This is a genomic window from Nocardia sp. NPDC087230, from assembly GCF_044744725.1.
Classification (GTDB): Bacteria; Actinomycetota; Actinomycetes; order Mycobacteriales; family Mycobacteriaceae; genus Nocardia; species Nocardia canadensis.
This window is the reverse complement of record NZ_JBIUYV010000015.1, coordinates 23,570-45,134: the sequence shown is the minus strand read 5'-3', so window position 1 is coordinate 45,134 and position 21,565 is coordinate 23,570. Positions and strand designations below refer to the sequence as shown.

Annotated in this window: 25 protein-coding genes; 19 read left to right on the top strand and 6 right to left on the bottom strand. The window is 68.5% G+C overall.

From position 1 onward, the window contains the following. Positions 1-34 precede the first annotated feature (34 nt). From ACIO52_RS30535 to ACIO52_RS30520, 4 genes are read left to right on the top strand one after another with little or no spacing between them, the layout of a single operon-like run. Positions 35-376 (top strand): WXG100 family type VII secretion target, encoded by a 342-nt coding sequence (locus ACIO52_RS30535; protein WP_402648748.1) that lies wholly within the window; start codon positions 35-37, stop codon positions 374-376. Next, positions 376-675: a WXG100 family type VII secretion target gene (locus ACIO52_RS30530; protein WP_402648746.1), complete on the top strand. Its 300-nt coding sequence runs from the start codon at positions 376-378 to the stop codon at positions 673-675. The genes ACIO52_RS30535 and ACIO52_RS30530 overlap by 1 nt, the downstream gene beginning before the upstream one ends. Positions 676-679: 4 nt before the next feature. Further along, positions 680-2,038: a hypothetical protein gene (locus ACIO52_RS30525; protein WP_402648743.1), complete on the top strand. Its 1,359-nt coding sequence runs from the start codon at positions 680-682 to the stop codon at positions 2,036-2,038. Beyond that, entirely contained in the window at positions 2,035-2,469 is a 435-nt protein-coding gene (locus ACIO52_RS30520) for a hypothetical protein (protein ID WP_342801881.1), read from the top strand. The genes ACIO52_RS30525 and ACIO52_RS30520 overlap by 4 nt, the downstream gene beginning before the upstream one ends. Positions 2,470-2,540: 71 nt before the next feature. Here ACIO52_RS30520 and ACIO52_RS30515 read toward each other — a convergent pair whose 3' ends face one another. From ACIO52_RS30515 to ACIO52_RS30505, 3 genes are all read right to left on the bottom strand, one after another. Beyond that, complete coding sequence (locus tag ACIO52_RS30515; protein WP_218716167.1) at positions 2,541-3,296, bottom strand: FAD-binding oxidoreductase; 756 nt, start codon at positions 3,294-3,296, stop codon at positions 2,541-2,543. A gap of 38 nt (positions 3,297-3,334) precedes the next feature. After that, entirely contained in the window at positions 3,335-4,495 is a 1,161-nt protein-coding gene (locus tag ACIO52_RS30510; RefSeq protein WP_218716168.1) for an FAD-binding oxidoreductase, read from the bottom strand. 360 nt (positions 4,496-4,855) lie between these two features. Beyond that, positions 4,856-5,323: a MarR family winged helix-turn-helix transcriptional regulator gene (locus ACIO52_RS30505; RefSeq protein WP_218716169.1), complete on the bottom strand. Its 468-nt coding sequence runs from the start codon at positions 5,321-5,323 to the stop codon at positions 4,856-4,858. 71 nt (positions 5,324-5,394) lie between these two features. Here ACIO52_RS30505 and ACIO52_RS30500 point away from each other — a divergent pair, with 71 nt between their 5' ends. Next, positions 5,395-5,991, top strand: coding sequence for a maleylpyruvate isomerase family mycothiol-dependent enzyme (locus tag ACIO52_RS30500; protein WP_218716170.1), 597 nt, complete (start codon positions 5,395-5,397; stop codon positions 5,989-5,991). Between the two features lie 12 nt (positions 5,992-6,003). On the opposite strand, the gene ACIO52_RS30495 is transcribed toward ACIO52_RS30500, so the two are convergent. Further along, positions 6,004-6,216, bottom strand: a complete 213-nt coding sequence (locus ACIO52_RS30495; protein ID WP_402648737.1) for a hypothetical protein — start codon at positions 6,214-6,216, stop codon at positions 6,004-6,006. 190 nt (positions 6,217-6,406) lie between these two features. Here ACIO52_RS30495 and ACIO52_RS30490 point away from each other — a divergent pair, with 190 nt between their 5' ends. Genes ACIO52_RS30490 through ACIO52_RS30475 form a run of 4 tightly spaced genes read left to right on the top strand, consistent with a single transcriptional unit; the run spans position 6,407 to position 9,440 of the window. Then, complete coding sequence (locus ACIO52_RS30490) at positions 6,407-6,955, top strand: DUF3558 domain-containing protein (RefSeq protein ID WP_316572962.1); 549 nt, start codon at positions 6,407-6,409, stop codon at positions 6,953-6,955. 15 nt (positions 6,956-6,970) lie between these two features. Continuing rightward, positions 6,971-7,345, top strand: coding sequence for a hypothetical protein (locus ACIO52_RS30485; RefSeq protein ID WP_218716173.1), 375 nt, complete (start codon positions 6,971-6,973; stop codon positions 7,343-7,345). Next, positions 7,346-8,647, top strand: coding sequence for a hypothetical protein (locus ACIO52_RS30480; protein WP_402648733.1), 1,302 nt, complete (start codon positions 7,346-7,348; stop codon positions 8,645-8,647). Positions 8,648-8,660: 13 nt separating this feature from the next. Next, on the top strand, positions 8,661-9,440 hold the full coding sequence (locus ACIO52_RS30475) for an ESX secretion-associated protein EspG (RefSeq protein ID WP_255586703.1): 780 nt from the start codon (positions 8,661-8,663) through the stop codon (positions 9,438-9,440). A 97-nt stretch (positions 9,441-9,537) separates the two neighbouring features. Here ACIO52_RS30475 and ACIO52_RS30470 read toward each other — a convergent pair whose 3' ends face one another. Further along, on the bottom strand, positions 9,538-10,527 hold the full coding sequence (locus ACIO52_RS30470; RefSeq protein WP_218716190.1) for an NADP-dependent oxidoreductase: 990 nt from the start codon (positions 10,525-10,527) through the stop codon (positions 9,538-9,540). Positions 10,528-10,734: 207 nt separating this feature from the next. On the opposite strand from ACIO52_RS30470, the gene clpB reads away from it, so the two are divergent. From clpB to ACIO52_RS30430, 8 genes are all read left to right on the top strand, one after another. After that, positions 10,735-13,308 (top strand): ATP-dependent chaperone ClpB, encoded by a 2,574-nt coding sequence (clpB, locus tag ACIO52_RS30465; RefSeq protein ID WP_218716189.1) that lies wholly within the window; start codon positions 10,735-10,737, stop codon positions 13,306-13,308. Positions 13,309-13,370: 62 nt separating this feature from the next. Beyond that, complete coding sequence (locus tag ACIO52_RS30460; RefSeq protein ID WP_218716188.1) at positions 13,371-14,153, top strand: DUF5666 domain-containing protein; 783 nt, start codon at positions 13,371-13,373, stop codon at positions 14,151-14,153. Positions 14,154-14,260: 107 nt separating this feature from the next. After that, positions 14,261-15,373 carry a hypothetical protein gene (locus tag ACIO52_RS30455; RefSeq protein ID WP_402648728.1) on the top strand — a complete coding sequence of 371 codons (1,113 nt, stop codon included), beginning with the start codon at positions 14,261-14,263 and terminating at the stop codon, positions 15,371-15,373. 60 nt (positions 15,374-15,433) lie between these two features. After that, complete coding sequence (locus ACIO52_RS30450) at positions 15,434-16,240, top strand: SDR family oxidoreductase (RefSeq protein WP_218716186.1); 807 nt, start codon at positions 15,434-15,436, stop codon at positions 16,238-16,240. 76 nt (positions 16,241-16,316) lie between these two features. Further along, positions 16,317-16,880 carry an orotate phosphoribosyltransferase gene (pyrE, locus tag ACIO52_RS30445; protein ID WP_019049751.1) on the top strand — a complete coding sequence of 188 codons (564 nt, stop codon included), beginning with the start codon at positions 16,317-16,319 and terminating at the stop codon, positions 16,878-16,880. Positions 16,881-16,948: 68 nt separating this feature from the next. Further along, the gene (locus tag ACIO52_RS30440) at positions 16,949-18,007 is read left to right on the top strand and encodes a beta-ketoacyl-ACP synthase 3 (protein ID WP_218716185.1); all 1,059 of its coding nucleotides are present in this window, start codon (positions 16,949-16,951) and stop codon (positions 18,005-18,007) included. A gap of 1 nt (position 18,008) precedes the next feature. Further along, positions 18,009-18,707, top strand: coding sequence for a lysoplasmalogenase (locus tag ACIO52_RS30435; RefSeq protein WP_316576325.1), 699 nt, complete (start codon positions 18,009-18,011; stop codon positions 18,705-18,707). 68 nt (positions 18,708-18,775) lie between these two features. Next, positions 18,776-19,714 (top strand): alpha/beta fold hydrolase, encoded by a 939-nt coding sequence (locus ACIO52_RS30430; RefSeq protein WP_218716183.1) that lies wholly within the window; start codon positions 18,776-18,778, stop codon positions 19,712-19,714. 79 nt (positions 19,715-19,793) lie between these two features. Here the strand turns inward: ACIO52_RS30430 and ACIO52_RS30425 are convergent, their stop codons facing one another. Further along, a complete protein-coding gene (locus tag ACIO52_RS30425; protein WP_218716182.1) occupies positions 19,794-20,264 on the bottom strand; it encodes a hypothetical protein in 471 nt (156 codons plus the stop codon). Between the two features lie 85 nt (positions 20,265-20,349). Between ACIO52_RS30425 and ACIO52_RS30420 the strand changes: the two genes are divergently transcribed. Both ACIO52_RS30420 and ACIO52_RS30415 read left to right on the top strand, forming a co-directional pair. Further along, positions 20,350-20,673, top strand: coding sequence for a DUF4190 domain-containing protein (locus tag ACIO52_RS30420; RefSeq protein ID WP_402648723.1), 324 nt, complete (start codon positions 20,350-20,352; stop codon positions 20,671-20,673). Positions 20,674-20,698: 25 nt separating this feature from the next. Continuing rightward, entirely contained in the window at positions 20,699-21,382 is a 684-nt protein-coding gene (locus ACIO52_RS30415; protein WP_218716180.1) for a TrmH family RNA methyltransferase, read from the top strand. Positions 21,383-21,565 lie beyond the last annotated feature (183 nt).

The window sequence follows — 21,565 nt, the reverse complement described above, 5'->3', positions numbered from 1 at the left end:
CGGCGCATACCGGTGTCCGGTAGCGTCGCACCCCATGAGTACTCCTGGGGGGAGCGACGGTCAGTCGTTGTCGGTGGTTCCCGACGAAGTGCGCGATGTCGGTAGATATGTCTACGGCATCGCCGAGGCGCTGCGGACGGCGTTGGATTCAGCGAGCCGCGAGGTCGAGACCCTGCTCACTGGCGGCTGGACCGGGGATCTCGCCGATGATTTCAGGACCGGCTGGACCGAAACCAACGACGGCGGAACCCAGATCTGCACCGCTCTGACCAGTATGGCCGAGAAGCTGGGTATCGCCGCGGACAACTTCCAGAACCAGGACACCGCAACGTCTTACAGTCTCAATTTGGCTGGCCTCGATCTGACGGAGTCGTGATGGGTTCGGAGTTCTCTGTCGATATGGATCAGCTCGATCAGATCGTGGCGCGCTTGGCTGGACTCGCCGGCTTCGTCGCCGATCATCTCGATGACATCGATGATCATGTCGCGACGCTGAAGGGCACCACCTGGGAAGGTCTCGCGGCGGACGCCTATCAAGTCGCCCATCAGCAGTGGATAGTCGGGGCGCGTGAGTTCGCCGAGGGAATTCAGGACATGAGCACGGCCGCAAGGTCCGCTCATGGTCGGTATTCGACTGCGGCCGAGACCAACAAGCGGATGCTCCAAGGCGGATAGCCAGGTGTCCTGGACCATTGATTCCGGCATGTACTACGACGCCGGAAAGAAGTGTCACCTGCTTGCCGACGACATCAGCCTCGCGCTGGGGCCGCTCAACTCCACCCTGCAGAACGAGTGCGGTGGAATGGCCGGCGACCACGAGAAATGCACTGACTGGACCACTGCCTACGACCGGCACGCAGCAGACATCGTCACCTTGACAGCCACATTGGCCAATGCCCTGCGTCGGTACGGCGATGTGCTGGAAGCGTGCGGCTACAACTGGTGGCATTCGAACCGAGCCACTGCCAGCGGCCCCGAACCCGCACGCCCCTCGGCATCGGAACCGCTGTACGACTCCGGGATGGCACTTCCAGTCACCGCGAAAGGTGACAACGGGGCCGGTTTGGACGAAGGCGCCGTCGTCGGGCTGTTGGAGAAGGTCGGCAAGATCCCCAACGGTGACGCGACCAAGCTCGTCAAAGCGCGCGATGCGTGGAAAGCGTTCGCCGACAGTGGCTATATCACCGGTGCCGCCGACCGGGTCAAAGGAGTCAACGCCAAGTTCACCGGCAGCACCGACCCGAACATCCTCGATATCGAGGAGAAGCTCAACACCCTCGAACAGGCCGCGAAGCTGGTGGCCGAGGCCGCCAAGGGCATGGTCACTCCGGTCTCCGAGCACCACACCGCGCTCACCGACATGCGTACCGAGATCCAATCCGCGGTTGCCCAAGCAGGTATCGAGATCGCCGCGGCCATCGGTATCACCATCGCCGTCGTCGCGGTCACCGCTGTCTTCACGGCCGGACTCGCCTCCGGTGGCGCCGCCGCGGGTGGTGCCGTCATCACGGTCGAGATTGTCGAGAGCACCGCCCTGATCATCAAGAACACAGTGACCGCCAGCCGCCTCCTCGTCATCTTCGGCGCGGTTGTCGCGGTCGGCACCACCACAGGCGGGTTCACGGGGATCCCCGATCTCACCAATGCTGGGGTCAGCGCGGCGATCGCAGCCATCGCGGGCTTGGCTGTCTACATTGCCGCAGACGATGCGCCGGACGTCACTGCGGGCGGCGGTGGTGCCGCGTCGGCCGGGCCGGCAAACGCCGAGGAGGTCAAGGAGCTTCTTGAATCGGCCACCCGGCCCGGCAATACCAAACCGCATCGTGAACTGGATACCGACGAGGAGATTCGGGAACTGTACGATCAGATCACTCGAAAGGGTGAGCCGATGGATGTCGGTACCTACCCAGGCCGTGGTTCCCGTCTGCCGGACGGAACAGAGGTTCGTATCAGAGACACCAGTGATTCGGGAGGCGTCACCATCGATGTCAAGTATCCCGGAAGCGGCAAGCCAGTGAAGGTGCATCTACCGAAATGATCAATACGAAGCTGGAGAACTTTTTGCTGTACGCGATCGATGACGACTGGGCGCCGATCGCCGAATTCGACGCCGACGTGCAGAAAATCACGCCCCAAGAGTACTCCCGACGTCGTGTTCTGGAGGTGATCCAGGACCTGGCTACGCGTGGGTACATCCAACTCGGGGCGTTTCCAGGAGGCGGGCGATCATGGGAACCGTGGACGGTCCCCGTCGAGGATGGGATTCGCCGAATCGCGGAAGGATTCAACAATTCGACCGGGTATCTTGAGATTTCCGACGCTGAAATTGGATCGAGCGAGGTTTTTCGTGCGGCGATCACATCGGCTGGTCGCGAGCGTCTGAACGAGCTGGGTGACCCGTATGAAATATATGGGGATCCGTGGTCCGACGATCCCCTTCTGCGGGCAGATCAGAACGAGATGGGATAATTCTCAACTGCGTCTTCTCAGAATCTGCCGGATGACACGTTCGGGCAGGTGCTGGTGCAGTGGCCCCTGTTCTAGGCCCCCTCGGCGATGATGTTCGTCGGGGGAGTGCCCGTTTCGATGAGGCGGTCGACCGTGGTGCGGACCATGGCGGGGGAGCCGCAGACCAGGACCTGGTGCTGATCGAAGGGGCCGTGCGCGGCGGCGACGTCGGCGAGTGTGCCGTGCAGCATCTCGGCGGGGGCGAAGCCGATGTCGACGCGGGAGTGCTCGTGCCATTCGTCGCGGATCGGCGGATCGTCGGGGCTCTCGACCACGGGAATCACCGTCAGCCAGGGCAATTCGCCCGACAGCAGGAACAGCATGTCGGCGGCGTAGAGGTCGCGCGGGGAGCGGCCACCGTAGAAGAGATAGGTGCGCGGCGGGTTCTCGCGCCGGGCCAGGTCGAGGATCTGCGCGCGCATCGGCGCCAGGCCGGTGCCGCCCGCGATCATCACCACCTCGGTGGCCTCGGGATCGATGTGGAAGATGCCGTAGGGCGCGTTGATCCGCCACTGGTCGCCGGGCTTGGTGTCGGCGACGATCGAACTCGAGCACCAGCCGCCGGGCACCGTGCGCACATGGAATTCCAGTTTGCCGTCGAGTGACGGCGGCAGCGCGGGCGAGAGCCTGCGCCGCACGCCGGGGTGCTGAGGCACCTCGACTTCGACCGAACCGCCCGCCGCGAACGGCACGAAGTCGCCGATCAGCCGGATCACGGCGAGGTCGTTGCGCAGGCGGTGGTGGCCGACGACGGTCGCCGTCCAGGCCGGATCGGGAATCTCGCTCATCGGTCTCTTTCGCGAAACGGGTAGTGCGGGACGGGTTCTCAGCCGACGGGGTCGGCGGCGATGATCTCCGGTGGGGTGCCGGCCCGGATCAGCGCGCGGCGGGTGTCGGCGATCATCCGGGGTGAGCCGGCGAGCTGGATCTGCCGGTCGGCCCACGCGCCGAAGCTGGTCACCACCGCACCCAGGTTACCGACCAGGCGACGGTACATGCCGCTCGGCGCGGACGCGGGCCGCTGCGGATACCACCACGGGTCGTCGCGTTCCTCGCACACCGGCACCACCGTCAGCCACGGGTTGGACTGGGACAGCTGCCACATGTTGTCGACGTCGTAGAGGTCGCCCGGGAAGTGCCCGCCGACGAAGAAGTGCACGCGCGGATTGATGCCGCGCTGACTCATCTCGATCAGCTGCGCGCGCAGCGGCGCGATACCGGTGCCGGAGCCGATGAACAGCACATCGCGCCCGGACTCCCGGTCGACGTGCAGGCCGCCGAGCGGACCGGCGATCTTCCATCGATCACCGACCTTGGTGTCGTTGACGATCGCGGGACTCACCCAGCCGCCGCTGATCCGGCGCACATGGAATTCGATCTCGCCATACGGATTCGCGGGGATCGCGGGGGAGAAGTAGCGCCACATGTTCGGCCGCTGCGGCACCTGCACGGGCACGTATTGGCCCGCCTTGAACGGGATCGGTCCGTCGGCCTGCAGCCGCACGATGGCCAGATCGTCGAGCACCTTGCGATGCCCGACCACCGTCGCTCCCCAGAACGGCTGCGATTTGTCCTCGTTGGCGCCGATCGCCATCGAGGCCGAGACGAGGATGGTGATATCGCTCCAGCCCTCGTGCAGTTCCCTGGTCCACCGGTTGCCGTGGAAGGAGCGCAGCGCCGAGAGCAACGCCCGGCCCGCCATGTCGTAGTGGTCCGCCTCGACGCCGTATTTCCGGTGGTCGCGGGCCAGTTGCTCGAGGAACTTCTGCGCGCGCTCGAAGTCCTCCAGGTTGTCCAGGACATACTGCAGCGCCGTCACCAGGCGCTTGGGCATCATGTCCATCGCGGGGGGGAACAGCTCCCGTAACGCCGGGTTCTGCGCGAACAGGTGACCGTAGAAAGCGCTGATCAGCCGCTCGGGGCCACCGGGTGTCTCCGACACCCCGCGGAAATCGGCGCGGACCAGCGCAAGCGAACGCGCATCCACGTCGTCAAGCTCCCTTTCCCTGAAATTGCTGCGATGTGGCCCCGCCTCGCGACGGGTGCCTCCTCAAGTATCCCCCGAAACATGCCGCTGGGTGCAGGGATGCTCGTCACGGTCCCATTCGCCGGACGGATCGTAAGCCGTCGATCGCGGGTTGGCACGATGTCGCCGTCATCGATATGGGTCGGTGATCTTCCGCCCGAAGCGAGACCTGGCCACACGCCGCGATAGCTTCCGCGAACGATCTGCCGCTCTACACGAGCAGTGTCGATGCCTTCCACGGCCTGGCCCGGGTGCGCACCCGGGTAGCGGTGGGAATGGACGGGCAGAACGAGGCGGCGGAATGCCCGTCGATGATGCGGGTCATCTCGGAGTCGTGCGCTGCTCTGGTTCGGTGTGGTACGGATCGGTGATCCGCCGGAGTTCGATCAGGGTGTGCCGTAGGTCGTTGGCGGCGGGTTGTCCCAGATGGGTGATCCACTCTGCCTCTACCTTCGATGCTGTCCGGTTCGCCAGTTCCACGGCGCGTCTGCCCTTCTCGGCCAGGCGCAGCTGCCGGGCGCGTCCGTCGCTGGGGTCGGGATGCCGCTCGAGGTATCCGTTGCGGACGAGCTGATCGACGAGCACCTTCGCGGTCTGCTTGGTGATCTGTGCCTGGGCGGCCAGCTCGGTCAGGCGCGACCCCTCCGGCCCGATCCGCGCGACCAGGCGTGCCTGGGCCGGGGTGAGATCGTCGAACCCGCCCTGGGCCAGTGCGAGGAGTACCCGCCGCTCCATCTCCCGGTAGGGAACGAAGAGGAGAACCCCGAGGTTGAGTGCGTCGTCGCTCATCTCACTCCTTGATCCGGTCAGCTTCACTGACTATATTAGTCAGAAAGGCTGACGAATTGGAGGCCGTGGTTATGGATGTCGATCAGCACTGGCGGATCATCGCCGAGCAGCGCCGCGCCATCGCGCACCTGCTCACCACCCTCACCCCCGCGGAGCTGGACAGTCCTTCCCGCTGTGACGGCTGGCGCATCCGCGACGTCGCCGCGCACGTGGCCCTGGCCCCACAACCACCCGGTCCCCTCGGCATGCTCCGCGAAGCCGCCCGCGCCCGGGGCAGCTTCCACCGCCTCAACCACGACCTCGCCGTCCGCCACGCCGACGCCACCCCCGACCTCGCCGCCGAACTGTCGGCCGTCGCCGACTCTCGCCGCCTGCCCGCGGTCACCAACTACCGCAACATCCATTTCGACGTCATCGTGCACGCCCAGGACATCGCCCGCCCCCTCGGCCGCACTATCGCTGTCGACCCGGCCGCGGCAGCCGTTGCTGCCCAACGGGTCTGGACCATGGGCTGGCCGTTCTGGGCCAAGCGCCGTCTCGGCGACGTCACCCTCGTGGCCGAGGATTCGTCCTGGACCGTCGGCTCCGGCCCCGAGATCCGCGGCACCACCCTCGACCTGCTCCTGCTCCTCACCGGACGCGAGGTTCCCGGCCTCGTCCGCCGCTGAATCAGCCGACGATCAACCGGACCGCCGCGCGTCCTCCCCGATCCCGACCTTCTTGCCGACGATGTGCTGGACCAGCGCGGGCTCCGGCGGCACCCCGTACGAGCGCAGGTGGTGCAGGGCCGCCCCCGGCCGCCCGAACACACCGTCGGTGTGGAAGTTCGACGGCACATCCCGAACCCGCGCGTCGAAGTCGTCGGTGTCCGAGCTGCGCGCACTCGAAATCACCGGCGCGTGCGGGAGAGGAGCCGGTATTCGATCGCGGATCAGCGGGTGCGGACCGGGCCGATTCACCACCGGTTTGCCCTCGGATCGCGCCCGCCGAACGGCGCCGAAAGTCGAAGTCCACTCATGGCCGGCCCACCTGCGCGGCCCCGCTCCAGCCCCCTTTCCCATGCTAATGTCCCAGGTCAGAGCAGTGGACGGCGAGAAGGGGTGGGGATTGAAACGCGCAGGTACGGCAGTGATCGTGGCGGGGCTCGCGGTGGTCGGGCTGGCGGGGTGCGACGCGGGGGAGAGCTCGTCCAACGGCGCGACCACGACGGCGAAGCCGGTGCTGTGGAATCCGTGCACGGAGATTTCTGATGACGCGCTGACGGCGGCGGGGGTGGATCCGGCGAGTGAGGAAAAGGGTGTCGCGGGGGTTCCGCAGTCGGGGTGGGAGATCTGTGGATGGGATGGCCCGACATTCGCCGTGACCGTCTACGCCACGAACAAGACGGTGGATCAGTTCAAGTCCAAGCCCGGCAATGTCGACTTCCGCGCTGTCACGATCGCCGGCCGAACCGGCGAAGAGTTCCGCGTCGACGGCGCGTCGAAGAAGCTCGACTGCAATGCCGTGTTCCCGGTCGCGCAGGGCGTCGTGCAGTTGCAGATCCTGAATCGCGCGAGCTTGGACGGGCTGACGGATCCGTGTGTGTCCTTGGCGCGAGTGGGCGAGACCCTCGTGCCGACATTCCCGAACTGAGGGGGCGAAACGGTCATGGCTGAATCCCCGTATTCGGACCTGCTCGGCAAGACTCGCGCGGGCGAGGTCTACCTGAACGACGACGCGGCCGCGTACCACATGTACAAGGCTTGCGATAAGCGGCTCACCGACCTCGATTCGCTACGCGCCGTGGCCATTCGAGCGCAGGCCGTCAGCGGCTTCGGTGACTTCGACATGGCGAGACAGCTGGAGAAGCAGTTCCTCCGGCAAGCCACCGGCGACGACAATTCCGTCGACGCCGTCATCATGAAAGACATCGAAGCGGTCAAACAACTGCGCGAAGTCTTCTCCCTGTCCTTCAAACGCCTCACCGGCCAGGACATCGAGAACGCCGATGCCCTCGACTACACCACCGAGCAGGTGAAGTAGATGCAGCCCGATATCGCGGGACTCGACCTCTTCGGCGGTCTTCGCAATTTCGTCCTGTCCCCGTTCGGCGATGACGGTGAACTCGACGCCGCCGATATCGCCGACATCCAGGATCGGTACAACGATCAGCGCACGACGAACCGTCAGAAGGCCGCTGAGCTGGGATTCGACGGCGAGTACCGGCCCAATATGGTGACGAAGACCGACGACTTCGAGGGGACCGTCGCCGAGCTGCGGGCCAAGGTGGACAAGATCGACCTCGACGCCGTCAACGACCTGATCGGCGCGTGGAACGAGATCGCGACCCGCAACAGCACCTCGCTCGACGAGTTCCGCAAGCAGCTCACTCGCGGCATGGCACCCGAGGTCTGGTCCGGCGCCGCCGCGACCGCGGCAGCGGAAGCCGTGGCGGCATACGATGCCACGGGCAAGAGGGTCACCACCGCCGCCGCGCTCACCAAGAGCAAGTTGGACGAACTGCGCACCGGCCTCGAACCGACCAAGCGCCTTGTTCCGTTCGAGCCCGAACATCGCAGCGGCCTCGACAACTTCGGTGGGCTCTTCACCGGACGCGCCTGGCGTAATGACGATGTCGCCAAGGAGAACGCCCGAGTCGAGGCGGTGCGCGTCCTGACGTCCGTCTACGCCCCGGTGATTCTCGAATCCGATACCAGGGTTCCGGTCATTCCCCTCCCGAAGACCCTCGACAACGGTGGCGGCGATCCCGCCGACCACGGGGGATCGACCAGGCCGAACTCGAACAATCCGAACTCGTCCGGCCCGGGCACCGAGCAGCCGGCGACCGACCCCGCGTCCACCACACCGGCATCGACCACGCCGACCGATGACGACACCACCGGCGACGACACGACAACCGGCGACGACACGACCGACGACGATTCGACCGCACCGCAGTCGACCGATCCCGGCACGACCACCCCGGCCGCCACGACTCCGAGCGGTGCCGCACCCGGATCCGGGTCGCCGTCCGGATCACCGGGCGGCGCGGGAACTCCCGGCTCCGGCTCGCCGGGTTCGCCCGCTGCGGGCAGCGCGGTCCCCGGTGGCGGCGCGGCCGCCGGGACCACGGCGGCGGGCGCGCGGGTCGCGGGCGCGGGCGGCGGGGCCGCGGGCCGGGCGGGCATGCCGGGCATGGGCGTCCCCGGCGGCAGGGGCGCGGGCAAGGACGACGAATCCACCAAGGGCATTCCCGACTACCTGGTCACCCAGGAACACGGTGACGAACTCACCGGTCTGGACAATCCGCCCAAGCTGGTGCCGCCCGTCATCGGCGCCGACTGAATCGCGAAACCTGATGGAACAGAGTAGATCCCCCGTGCGCACCTGGCATCTCACCGCTCTAGACTTCCGCACCCTCTGGGAGGCGGCGGGACGCGACGTGCTGCCGTACCCCCTGCACCACCGCCACGTCGGTGTCGAATCCCGGGCGGAGGTCCGCCGGCTGCGCGGCAAGGCCGCCGAGAACATGATGGCCGAATTCGACAGCGACCTCGACGCCGCCATGGCCGCGCTGTTGGCTCCGCACGCGCGCGTCGAAGTGGCGGGCGGTTCCGGCAGCACGAGAACGATCCGCGCACACGGTGGAACCCGGGACACCTACGCCGCCTTGGCCGTTCAGGCCCCCGGCGAAGACTCGGACCCGGGCGACATCGCCCTGTACTTGATGGCCCCCGACGACCTCGCCGCCGCGGTCCTGTCCACCCTCCCGAAGGTCGGTCCCGGCTCCGGCCGCGAAATCAAGGTCACCGCAGCCGAACTCGCCGCTCCCCGCCCGCATGTCCGCGACTTGTGGAACCCCACCCCGCGCGAACAACTCGAAACCTTCCTCGCCAAACCCACCGACACCCTCACCCACATCGGCGTCTACGCCCACGCCAGCGTCGACAACCGCCACACCGAGGGCCGCGACGACTTCCAGCTCCACGACCTCACCAACGACGGCCGCTACGTCTTCTACGGCGAAACCACCTTCATCGCCAAACCGACCACCCCCACCCGCCTCCATTCGACTCTCGCCACGATCCTCACCACCACCGCGACCAGGGCCAGATCCGGCATCTACCGCCCCCGCTGACCTCGCCAGTGCTCGCCGCCGGTGCCCCGACCGCGCCACTCGACAGCCGAATGATCTGCGGCCGGATACATCGATGGATCGCCTTCGTCGGCTGGAATCAGATGGCCAGGACAGTCTTTCCGCGAGCGCTGCCCGCGCCGAGGACCGCCGGGGCGGCTTCGAGGGGGACGGTGGCTTCCACGGGAACGACCACGTCGCCCGAGGCGACGCGGGCGAGCAGGCGGCTCAGTTCGGGTCCGCGACCTTTGGATTCGAAGTTGCCGCCGGCGATGTCGTGTTCGCGCAGGGTGGGCTCGTCGGCGGCCCAGACGGTGGAGTAGGCGCGGCCGCCGCGGCGGACGAGGGTGGCGTGGGTGGCGAAATCGGCGGGGCTGCTGACCAGGTCGAAGAGGACGTCGATGCCGTCGGGATGGGTGAAGCGGACGGCGCCGGTGATGCTGGAGTCGCGCTGGGTGGCGGGGTCGGGGTCGACCACAGTGGGATCGGCGGGGCGGATCTGGGTGTAGTCGATGGTTTCCGCGGCGCCCAGGCGGGCGACCTGGTCGGCGGCGTCGCCGCGGGCGGTGGCGATCACGTGGGCGCCGGCGATATTGGCGAGCTGGACCAGGAAGGAGCCGACACCGCCGGTCGCGCCGACGATCAGCACCGTCTGCCCGGGGCGGATCCGGGCGGTGTCGACCAGGTCCTGGGCGGTGACGCCCGCGACCGGGAGGGCGGCGGCGGTGACCGAGGTGACGCCCTCGGGGATCGGCACCAGTGTGGCGTCCTCGGGCAGGGTCGCGTACTGCGCCCAGCTGCCGTGCCCGGCGGGTGCGGTGAGGAACTTGCCGACCACCCGGTCACCGACGGCGAACGAGCGCACGCCCGCGCCGACCGCCGAGATCGTGCCGGCGCCGTCGACGCCGAGGATCATCGGGAAGTCGGTGGGCATCTTGCCCTCGAGGATGCCGTCGGCCATTTTCAGGTCGAACGGGTTGACCCCGGCGGCGTCGAGCGCGACCTGCACCTCCCCGCGCCCGGGCTCCGGCACCGGCATCTCGGCCAGTTCGGGAGTGGCACCGAACTTCTGAACCACGATCGCGCGCATCGGTCGGCTCCTCTTCCTCGGGTGGTCCGGGCACGGCAATCCTAGGCGGACAGCCTTGCGACGTGCGGTGATTGATCGTCTTCGGTGGTGTCGCGGCGTAGCGTGAAGACCGATTCGGTGCCCACCGGAAAAAGTTGGAGTTGAGTGGAACAGACTCAACTTTGTGAGCGTTGAACCAGTCGATACCTGACCTACCCGAGGAGATCTGTGGACTCGTTCAATCCCACCACCAAGACACAGGCGGCGCTGACCGCCGCCCTTCAGGCCGCTTCGGCGGCAGGCAACCCGGAGATCCGTCCGGCGCACTTGCTGGTGGCGTTGCTGGATCAAACCGATGGCATCGCCGCCCCGCTGCTGAAGGCCATCGGCGTCGACCCGGCGACCGTCGAGCGCGAAGCGGGCGACATCGCCGACCGGCTGCCGCGCGCGACCGGTGCGACCACCACACCGCAGCTCGGCCGCGAGGCACTGGCGGCGCTGGCCGCCGCGCAGCGTCTGGCCACCGAGCTGGGCGACGAGTACGTCTCGACCGAGAATCTGCTGGTCGGCCTGGCCGACGGCGACTCCGAGGTGGCCAAGCTGCTGCGCAGGCACGGCGCGAGCCCCGAGGCGCTGCGGGATGCCTTCACCACGGTGCGCGGCAGCGCGCGGGTCACCAATCCCGACCCGGAAGCCAGCTACCAGGCCCTGGAGAAGTACTCCACCGACCTCACCGAGGCCGCCCGCGCGGGCAAGCTCGACCCGGTGATCGGTCGCGACACCGAGATCCGCCGCGTCGTGCAGGTGCTCTCGCGGCGCACCAAGAACAACCCGGTGCTCATCGGCGAGCCCGGCGTCGGCAAGACCGCCATCGTGGAGGGTCTGGCGCGCCGGATCATCGAGGGCGACGTCCCGGAGTCGTTGCGCAACAAGAAGGTCGTCTCGCTCGACCTGGGCGCGATGGTCGCGGGCGCGAAGTATCGCGGTGAGTTCGAGGAGCGGCTCAAGGCCGTGCTCGACGACATCAAGAACAGCGCGGGCGAGATCATCACCTTCATCGACGAGCTGCACACCATCGTCGGCGCCGGCGGCACCGGCGACTCGGCGATGGACGCGGGCAACATGATCAAGCCGCTGCTCGCGCGCGGTGAACTGCGCCTGGTCGGCGCGACCACACTCGACGAGTACCGCAAGTACATCGAGAAGGACGCGGCACTCGAGCGCCGGTTCCAGCAGGTCATGGTCGGTGAGCCGTCGGTGGCCGACACCATCGGCATCCTGCGCGGCATCAAGGAGCGCTACGAGGTGCATCACGGCGTGCGGATCACCGATTCCGCGCTGGTGGCTGCCGCGACCCTGTCGGACCGCTACATCACCTCCCGGTTCCTGCCCGACAAGGCGATCGACCTGATCGACGAGTCGGCCTCGCGACTGCGCATGGAGATCGACTCCCGGCCGGTCGAGATCGACGAGGTGGAGCGGGCTGTGCGCCGCCTCGAGATCGAGGAGGTCGCGCTGGAGAAGGAGACCGACGAGGGCTCCAAGCAGCGGCTCGAGAAGCTGCGGCAGGAACTGGCCGACGACCGCGAGAAGCTCAGCCAGCTGACCACCCGGTGGCAGAACGAGAAGAACGCGATCGACTCGGTGCGCGGGCTCAAGGAGCAGCTCGAGGCGCTGCGCGGGGAGTCCGAGCGCGCCGAGCGCGACGGTGACCTGGGCAAGGCCGCCGAGCTGCGCTACGGCCGGATCCCCGCGCTGGAGAAGGAGCTCGCCGCGGCCGAGCAGGTCAGCGGCGCGGCGCCGGACGGCGACGTGATGCTCAACGAGGAGGTCACCCCCGACGACATCGCCGACGTGGTGTCGTCGTGGACGGGTGTGCCGGTCGGCCGGATGCTCGAGGGCGAGACCGCCAAGCTGCTGCGGATGGAGACCGAGGTCGCCGGGCGCGTCGTCGGGCAGGAAGAAGCGGTGCAGGCGGTGTCCGACGCGGTGCGCCGGGCGCGGGCCGGGGTCGCCGATCCCAACCGCCCGACCGGGTCGTTCCTGTTCGTCGGTCCGACCGGCGTGGGCAAGACCGAGCTGGCGAAGTCGCTGGCGGACTTCCTGTTCGCCGACGAACGCGCCATGGTCCGCATCGACATGAGCGAGTACAGCGAGAAGCACTCGGTGGCTCGTCTGGTCGGCGCGCCGCCCGGATACGTCGGCTACGACCAGGGTGGCCAGCTCACCGAGGCGGTGCGCAGGCGGCCGTACTCGGTGGTGCTGTTCGACGAGATCGAGAAGGCGCACCCGGACGTCTTCGACATCCTGCTGCAGGTTCTCGACGAGGGCAGGCTGACCGACAGCCAGGGCCGCACGGTCGACTTCCGCAACACGATCCTCATCCTCACCTCCAACCTGGGTGCGGGCGGCGATCGGGAGCACGTGATGGAGGCGGTGCGGCGCGCGTTCAAGCCGGAGTTCCTCAACCGGCTCGACGACGTCGTGATGTTCCACGCGCTCGACGCCAAGCAGTTGGAGTCGATCGTCGACATCAACCTGCGGCAGCTGCAGAAGCGGCTCTCGCAGCGGCGGCTGACCCTCGATGTCACCGACGAGGCCAAGCAGTGGCTGGCGGTGCGCGGCTACGACCCGGCCTACGGTGCGCGGCCGCTGCGCAGGCTGATCCAGCAGGCCATCGGCGACAGCCTGGCCAAGGAGCTGCTCTCCGGCGCGGTCGTCGACGGCGACACGGTGCGGGTGAGCGTAGACGACGCCACCGACACGCTGGTCGTCGGTCGCGAGGCTGTCCACAGCTCGTGAAATATCCACAGCGCGGTGCGTAGGGACCTCCCAACGCACCGCGCTGACCTACGCTGGAGCTCATGACGAACCCGAACGATCCGTGGGGGCAACGCCCGGAGGATTCGCCGACCGAACGGTTGGGTTCGCCGGGCATGGATTCGACCAAGCCGTACGGAGGCGGTGGATTCGACGAGTGGGGGCAGCCGTCGAACCCGACGCAGGCCTTGCCTCCGCACGACGCGCAGTGGGGCGCCTACGAAAGTGGTTATCCCGCAGCGCAACCGCCACCACACCAGCCGCCCCCCGGCTACGACCAGGGCTATCCGGCCCCGCCGCCTCCGGGCTACCCGCCCCGGCCGCAGGACGGTGACCAGGGCGAACCGCCGAAGCGGCACACCGGTTTGTGGATCGCGCTCGGCCTGGGCGTGCTCGCGCTGATCGCGGTCGGCGGTGTGCTCGCCGGCCTGGTGCTCAGCGGCAACTCCTCCGATGACGACACCACCGCGTCAGGGCTGACCACCAGCCAGGTGGCGCCGCCGACCAGCAGGCAGACCACTCCGGTCGTGCCGCCCAGCGCGAGTGGCCTGCCCGGGCTGCCCGGTCTCGGCGGTGGCGACGATCTCGGTGCCACGATGGGCAGCATCACCGCCAACACCGGCACCGAGATCACCATGAGCACCCTCGGCGGGTCGACAGTTCGGGTGCTGATCGACGATGCCACCCAGGTGATCTCGCTGACCAGCACGAAGGCGAGCGAGCTGCCCGTCGGCGACATGGTTATGGTGCAGGGCGACAAGAACCCAGACGGGTCGATCCACGCCAAGATCATCATCAGTACGGCGTTGCCAGGCGGCCCCCGATGAGCGACCCGCGCGTCGAAAGCCCGGCACTGCCGGGCGATCACGGCGACGGCTGGATAGGCTAGGCGACGATGACGGCTATGTGGTTCGGGTTAGCGGCGATCGCACTCGTGGGTGCGGTCGTACTGCTGTATTTCGATCGGGTCCAGCGACAGCGGACCGGGCACGCCCGCCAGGTCTGGGCGAAGTCCCAGGGCTATACCTATGTTTCGGTCGAGCCCGCGCTCGCCTCGACGTGGCGTCGGGGCGCACTGGCCAAGCTCGGCTATCTCTCGGCAGTCGACGTGGTCTCCGGCATCCGCAAGGGCGAGAAGTTCGTGCTCTTCGATCTGGAGGACGCGGCCACCCTGGTGGCGGTGCGCAGGCAGATCGGTTCCGAGATCGACGTCGACATGCGGCTCAAGACCGCGTCGCCGCCGAAGGACCACGATCTGGAACTGCTCGGCGCGATCGGTGACCGGGTCGTCTTCGCGACCGATCCCGAGATCGCCAGGCACGCGGTCGATCAGCGGATGGTCGGCTTCATCGAGTCGCTGACCGACACCGTGCAGATGCTGTGGAGCGAGGGCAACTGGACCCTCGGCATGCTGCCCGTCGGCAGCGGCGCTAAGGACTGGGAGACCGCGATCGACGCGGTGCTGCGCCTGTCCGGCCTGCTGCACGTGCTGCCGCCGGTCGCCGAGCCGAGCGAGTTCACCCGGCCGCGCAGCAATGCCGACCAGCCGCTGGGCACGGGCCCGCGGCCGGTCTACGACGAGGACGACGTCGACGACGACCGCGCGTCCGGCGAATTCGCGCCCGCCCGCCCGGTCACCGAGGACTACTCCGACCACGGCCGCACCCGGTTCCCCGGCCCGGACGACGAACTCGACGCCGACGACCGCTACCGCGACGAGCCGGGCTTCGGCCCCCGCGCCGCCGCCCCGCAGACCGCCGGCGAGCCCGACGACTACGCCGAGTACAGCCGTCGCCCGGCGGGCAGGCCCGCCTACACCGCCGACGATTACGACCCCGACCTCGACGATCCCGAATTCGAGGATCAGCCGGCGCCGGGCCGCCGCCCGCTCGGCGAGCCTCCGAAGCGGCCGTCGCTGGCCGTGGTCCCCGAACCGCGTCCGCGCGTAGAACCGCCGCTGCCGCATGCCGAGGAGTCCGAATCCGGACAGCCCGGCGGCCCCTTCCACCCCGGTTTCCGCCCGTACCAGGGGCCGGTACCGAAGTGACCAGTGCCGCGGCGATCGGCGCCGCGGCAGCCTACTCGTCTCGACCGGAATCGACCTGCGATGACTGACAGCCCAGTGCGCCTACCCGGCGTGCACCGTCCCGTGGCCATGATCACCGGACCGACGTCCGGGATCGGCCAGGGTTTCGCCCACCGTCTCGCCAGCCTCGGCTACGACCTGGTGCTCGTCGCCAGGAACGAGGAGCGGCTGCGCGCGCTCGCCGACGAGCTCGGCCGCCGCTACGCCACCTCCGCCGAGGTGCTCGTCGCCGACCTCGCCGACGACGAGGACCGCGCCCGGGTCGCCGACCGCGCTGCCCAGGGTCTCGAATTCCTGGTCAACAACGCGGGTTTCGCGCACTCGGGGGAGTTCTGGACCATCGAGCCCGCCGAGCTGCAGGCCCAGCTCGACGTCAACGTCACCTCGGTATTGCAGCTGTGCAGGGCCGCGCTGCCCGCGATGATCGCCGCGGCCTCCGGGTCGATCGTCAATGTCGCGAGCGTAGCCGGGCTGATCCCCGGTCGGGGGTCGACCTACTCGGCCTCCAAGGCCTACGTCGTATCCTTCTCGGAGGGGCTGGCGGGTGGATTGTCGGGCACGGGTGTCCGCGTCCAGGCGCTGTGCCCCGGGTTCGTGCACACCGAGTTCCACGAGCGCGCGGGCATCGAGATGGGTTCGCTGCCGAAGCGCCTGTGGCTCGACGTCGACCAGGTCGTCGACGGGTGCCTGCAGGATCTGGACTCCGGCAAGGTCATCAGCGTGCCCGGCGTGCAGTACAAGGTGCTCACCGCGGTGGCGGGTTTCGTCCCACGAACCCTGGTGACGCGCCTCAATCGCGGACTCTTCAACGCGCGCGGACGGACCTAGGCCATGAGCGCTGGGCCGAAACGCGGCGCGTAGCGTTAGCACCGGCCCGGCTCATGACCGAAAGGACACGCAAACGATGATCGACCAGGCACGTCAGGCGCTCACCGAGGCGGATCGCGACCAGCTGGCCGCGCTCGTGCGCGAGCTCGCGGTCGTGCACGGCAAGGTGACGCTGTCCTCGGGCAAGGAGGCCGACTACTACGTCGACCTGCGCCGCGCGACGCTGCACCACCAGGCCGCCCCGCTGATCGGTTCGCTGCTGCGCGAACTGGTCGCCGACTGGGACTTCGACGCCGTCGGTGGACTCACCATGGGCGCCGATCCGGTCGCGATGGCGGTCATGCACGCGCCGGGTCGCCCGATCGACGCGTTCGTCGTCCGCAAGGCGGCCAAGGCGCACGGTATGCAGCGCCAGATCGAGGGCCCCGACATCGTGGGCAAGCGGGTGCTGGTCGTCGAGGACACCACCACCACGGGCAACTCGCCGCTGACCGCGGTTCGCGCGCTGCGCGACGCGGGCGCGATCGTGGTCGGCGTCGCTACTGTCGTCGACCGGGAAACCGGTGCTGACCAGGTCATTGCCGCGGAGGGGCTGGAGTATCGGTCCATCCTCGGGCTCGATGACCTTGCTCTGGGTTAGCCTGAACAACGCCAAACCTGGATGACGATGTGGTCGTCCGGTAAGTCTGAAGGACGTGTGAGTCACCTGTGGTGAGCATTGCAGTTAACAAGAGTCGCGACAACGTTGCGATGCTCGGGATCGGTGCGTACCGACCGCAGCGCATCGTCAGCAATGCTGAAGTGTGCGAAAAGCTCGACTCGACGCCCGAGTGGATTTTCGAGCGCACCGGTATCCACAACCGTCGCTGGATCAGCGGCGACGAGACCATCCGGTCGATCGCCGCGGCCGCCGGTGACCGCGCGCTGAAGAACTCCCCGATCGAGCGCGCCCAGATCGGCGCGGTCATCCTGTGCACGTCGAGCTGGCTCAAGCTCACCCCGCACGGCGCGCCGTCGGTGGCCTCCGATCTCGGCCTCAACGGTGTGGCTGCCTTCGATCTCACCTCCGGCTGCGGTGGCTTCGGCTACGGCCTCGGCGTCGCCGCCGACCTGATCCGCGCCGGTTCGGCCGACTACGTGCTGGTGATCGGCGCCGAGACGATGACCGTCGGCCTCGACCCGACCGACCGCGGCACCGCGATGATCTTCGGTGACGGCGCGGGCGCCGTGGTCGTCGGCCCGGCCGAGGAGAACGGCATCTCGCCGACGGTGTGGGGCAGCGACGGCGAGAACGCCGAGGCCATCGCCCAGGATGTCGACTTCCTCGCGTACATGAACAAGGCCCAGGCCATGCAGGGCACCGACCCCGAGGTCGAGCCGATCGGCCGGATGTCGCTGCACATGGAGGGCCCGAAGGTCTTCCGCTGGGCCGCGGTGACTCTGCCGCGCGCGCTGTCGGCGGCGCTGGACGCCTCCGGCGTGGCCAAGGAGGACATCGAGGTGTTCATCCCGCACCAGGCCAACGCCCGGATCAACGAGCTGATGAAGAAGAACCTCGGCCTGGCCGAGGGCATCCCGATGGCCAACGACATCGAGAACACCGGCAACACCTCGGCCGCCTCGATCCCGCTGGCGATGGAGGAGATGCTGGTCACCGGTAAGGCGAAGGGTGGTCAGCTGGCGCTGTTGCTCGGCTTCGGCGCCGGGCTGAGCTACGCGGGCCAGGTCGTCACCCTGCCGCCCGCCCCGAAAGAAACGAGCTTCTGACGTGCGACCGCTGCGCGCCGGATACCTCGCGGCGGCGGCGGTCACCGTCTTCGGTGCCGTCACCGGTCGCGAACGGCTGCAATGGCTGACCAAGCCGCTGCTGATGCCGCTGCTGGCGGCCGACACCGTCACCAGCGGTGTCGAGCTCGACCCGGCCGAACGCCGGATCCTGCTCGGCTCGCTGGCCGCGGCCACCGTCGGTGACGTGCTGCTGATCGACCCCGACGACGACAAGCGCCTGATCGCGGGCGCCTCCTCGTTCGCCGTCATGCAGACCGGCTACTCGCTGCTGTGGTGGCGGCGCGGTGCCCGGCCGCGGGCCGCGATCGCCGCGCCCCGGCTGGTGGCGTGGGCGGGCGCGGCCGGTCTGCTGCGGGCCAAGGCCCCGGTGCTGGCGGTGCCGTTGACCGCCTACGGCGCCACTCTCGGCACCGCCGCGACCCTGGCCTCGGACCCCGCGCTAGCGCCGGGCGCCCGGAATATCGCCGGATTGAACATCCCGAACGGCGACCCGCGCAGTCGGCTCGGTCTCGGCGCGCTGCTGTTCACGGTGTCGGACGGGCTGATCGTGCTGCGTCGCCTGTTCGCGCGCGAGGAGCGGACCCGCCGGATCAGCGAGGGCGTCATCCTGGCGACCTACGCCGCGGCGCAGTATCTGCTGACCGATCCCGCGGTGGGCACGCCCCGCCGCGGTGCCTGATACTCCCTGTCACACAGCGCTTACCTGGGTGTCCTCCGGCGGCAACACCCGCCGCGCACGCTTCGAAGATGACCGGGGAAGTGCAGTTCATCGAGGTGCACGGCTATCGCCGCGCGTTCCGGATGGCGGGGTCGGGGCCGCCGCTGTTGCTCATTCACGGCATCTCCGACAGTTCGGGGACCTGGGCGCCGGTGTTCGACGCGCTCGCCGAGCACTTCACCGTGCTCGCGCCCGACCTGCTCGGCCACGGCGAATCGGACAAGCCCCGCGCCGACTACGCCGTCGCCGCCTACGCGAACGGCATGCGTGACCTGCTCAGCGTGCTCGGCATCGAGCGGGTCACCGTGGTCGGGCACTCGCTCGGTGGCGGGGTCGCGATGCAGTTCGCCTACCAGTTCCCGGAGAAAGTGGAGCGGCTCGCGCTGGTCTGCCCGGCGGGGATGGGCGCGGGGGTGCATCCGGCGTTCCGGCTGGCCACCCTGCCCGGCGCTGGTCCCGGGCTGATGGCCGTGACCAGCTGGCCGGTGCGCACCGTCGTGCGCGCGGCGATCCCGGTGGTCAACAGCCTGGGCGGTCTGGGGCTCGGCCCGGACGTCGACTACGTGCTCGGCCTCTACGGCCAGCTGTCCGACACCGCCGCGCGCAACGCGTTCCTGCGCACGATCCGGGCCGCCGCCGATCGGCGCGGTCAGTCCATCACCATGCTCGACCGGGGCTACCTGGCCGCGCACCTGCCGACGCTCATCATCGGCGGCACCCGCGACACCGTCATCCCCTCCGGCCACGCCGAACGCGCGCACCGCGCGTTTCCCGGCTCGATGCTCGAGATCTTCGACGGCGCCGGACATTTCCCGCACCATTTCGACCCGGACCGTTTCGTGAAACTGATCCGGGCCTTCATCGACAGCACCGAACCGGCGATCTTCGACCCCCAGCGCTGGCAGCGGACCTTGCGTCGCGGCCGCCCGATAGTGGCCCTGCCCTCGGCAAACGCGGCCCCCGGCTGACCGGTTGGGTAACTCGCCGGGCACCGGCTGACCCGACCCCACGCCGAACCGGCAGCCGCCTGCTCAGCCGACGACCGTCCTACGTCTGGCCGGAATCGCGGGAAGGCGGAAGGAGCATGATGCGGTCGCGGTTCCTCGGATCGACGCGGATCGGAATGGTCTGACCGATCGTCATGCGCGGTCTGTCCACCGGCATCACGTCGACCACGATCGTGCCGTGATACGTGTCGGACCCCGGCACGGTCAGTTCGACGTCGAATTCGGTGAGTTCGCTGGAATGGTCGGTGCGCGCCAGCGCGCGCATGCCGTCGATACGCGCCCAGCCCTCCAATCCGTGCCTGCGCAGTTTGCGGTCGGCCCTGGTCGGCATGGAGGCGATCGCCATGGCGATGCCCGCGCCGGAACCGAACAACCCGACCATGATGAGGACCTGGTAGGGCATCGTCCCCGGCGGCGTATGCGGGGCGAGCCAGCCGAGCCAGACCGCGAGCGCGACGACATACATCGCGACGACGCAGCTCAGCGCCTGAACAATGCGCGTGTGCTCCATACCGACAACCACCCGTGAGCCCTACGCCCTCCAGGATAGGTCGCGTCACCACCCGGTTCGGGGCGTCCGCGATTACGATTCGCGCATGAGCACTCCGCCCCCGCCCCCGCCCCAGGGATATCCCGGCTACGGGCCGCCGCCGGATCATCCGCAGGCGACCACGGTGCTGATCCTCGGCATCCTCGGACTGGCGCTGTGCGGCATCCTCGCGCCGTTCGCCTGGGCCAAGGGTCGCACCGTGCTCGGTGAGATCGACGCGTCGCAGGGCCGGACGGGCGGGCGCTCGCAGGCCTACGCGGGCTACATCATGGGGATCGTCGGCACCGTGGTGCTGGCGGTGTCGCTGCTCGTCGGTGTGGCGAGCGTGGTGGTGTTCTTGCTCGTGGGGGCAGCCGAATCGTCGGCGTAACCCGGGCCCACCTAGCATTCTCCGGGTGAACGAGTCAGTGCCATCGCCCGAGGTCGAGGTCGCGGGTCCGACCGAATGGGGCGAGCATCCGCACGGGCTCGGGCCGTGGGAACAGGAATACGGCACCCCGGCGCCCACCGACGAACGCTACGACCCGGTGCTGCTGGCCGAGGGTGACCGGCGCAATGTCGTCGACGCGTACCGCTACTGGACCCGCGAGGCGATCGTCGCCGACATCGACGCGCGCCGTTTTCCTTTCCACGTGGCCATCGAGAACTTCGGGCACGACGCCAACATCGGCACCGTGGTCCGCACCGCCAACGCCTTCGCCGCGGCCGCGGTGCACATCGTCGGCAGGCGGCGGTGGAACCGGCGTGGCGCGATGGTCACCGACCGCTACCAGCACCTGGTGCACCACAGCGATCTGGCCGAGCTGCGCGCCTTCGCCGACGCCGAGGGACTGGCCGTCGTCGCGGTCGACAATGTGCCCGGCGCGGTCCCGCTGGAGACCGCGCAACTGCCCCGCGACTGCCTGCTGCTGTTCGGCCAGGAAGGCCCCGGTGTCAGCGACGATGCGAAAGACGCTGCCGCGCTGACGGTTTCGATCGCCCAATTCGGCTCGACCCGCAGCATCAACGCCGGCGTCGCCGCCGGGATCGCCATGCACGCCTGGATCAGGCAGCACGCCGACCTGTCGCTGGCCTGGTAGCGGTCGGTTCCTGACCGTCTTGATGTGTGCATCGGCCCGGTTGTGATCGAATCAGCCTCGAATCGGTAACAGAACGGGCGCGGAAACCGGGCAGCAACTGGCACCATGGTCCTATGACCTCGCGCAGCGGCCGGCGCCCACAGCCCACAGAACGCGCCGGATCCGTGCCGACACCGGCGTTGT

What these genes read in the sequence shown, in the direction of transcription:
- ACIO52_RS30505 (WP_218716169.1), bottom strand. Translation starts at nt 5,323, where the DNA reads ATGAGCGACGACGCACTCAACCTCGGGGTTCTCCTCTTCGTTCCCTAC.
- ACIO52_RS30470 (WP_218716190.1), bottom strand. Translation starts at nt 10,527, where the DNA reads ATGCGCGCGATCGTGGTTCAGAAGTTCGGTGCCACTCCCGAACTGGCC.
- ACIO52_RS30460 (WP_218716188.1), top strand. Translation starts at nt 13,371, where the DNA reads ATGACGAACCCGAACGATCCGTGGGGGCAACGCCCGGAGGATTCGCCG.
- ACIO52_RS30520 (WP_342801881.1), top strand. Translation starts at nt 2,035, where the DNA reads ATGATCAATACGAAGCTGGAGAACTTTTTGCTGTACGCGATCGATGAC.
- ACIO52_RS30535 (WP_402648748.1), top strand. Translation starts at nt 35, where the DNA reads ATGAGTACTCCTGGGGGGAGCGACGGTCAGTCGTTGTCGGTGGTTCCC.
- ACIO52_RS30430 (WP_218716183.1), top strand. Translation starts at nt 18,776, where the DNA reads ATGACCGGGGAAGTGCAGTTCATCGAGGTGCACGGCTATCGCCGCGCG.
- ACIO52_RS30530 (WP_402648746.1), top strand. Translation starts at nt 376, where the DNA reads ATGGGTTCGGAGTTCTCTGTCGATATGGATCAGCTCGATCAGATCGTG.
- ACIO52_RS30475 (WP_255586703.1), top strand. Translation starts at nt 8,661, where the DNA reads ATGGAACAGAGTAGATCCCCCGTGCGCACCTGGCATCTCACCGCTCTA.
- pyrE (WP_019049751.1), top strand. Translation starts at nt 16,317, where the DNA reads ATGATCGACCAGGCACGTCAGGCGCTCACCGAGGCGGATCGCGACCAG.
- ACIO52_RS30420 (WP_402648723.1), top strand. Translation starts at nt 20,350, where the DNA reads ATGAGCACTCCGCCCCCGCCCCCGCCCCAGGGATATCCCGGCTACGGG.
- ACIO52_RS30480 (WP_402648733.1), top strand. Translation starts at nt 7,346, where the DNA reads ATGCAGCCCGATATCGCGGGACTCGACCTCTTCGGCGGTCTTCGCAAT.
- ACIO52_RS30425 (WP_218716182.1), bottom strand. Translation starts at nt 20,264, where the DNA reads ATGGAGCACACGCGCATTGTTCAGGCGCTGAGCTGCGTCGTCGCGATG.
- ACIO52_RS30515 (WP_218716167.1), bottom strand. Translation starts at nt 3,296, where the DNA reads ATGAGCGAGATTCCCGATCCGGCCTGGACGGCGACCGTCGTCGGCCAC.
- ACIO52_RS30485 (WP_218716173.1), top strand. Translation starts at nt 6,971, where the DNA reads ATGGCTGAATCCCCGTATTCGGACCTGCTCGGCAAGACTCGCGCGGGC.
- ACIO52_RS30450 (WP_218716186.1), top strand. Translation starts at nt 15,434, where the DNA reads ATGACTGACAGCCCAGTGCGCCTACCCGGCGTGCACCGTCCCGTGGCC.
- ACIO52_RS30500 (WP_218716170.1), top strand. Translation starts at nt 5,395, where the DNA reads ATGGATGTCGATCAGCACTGGCGGATCATCGCCGAGCAGCGCCGCGCC.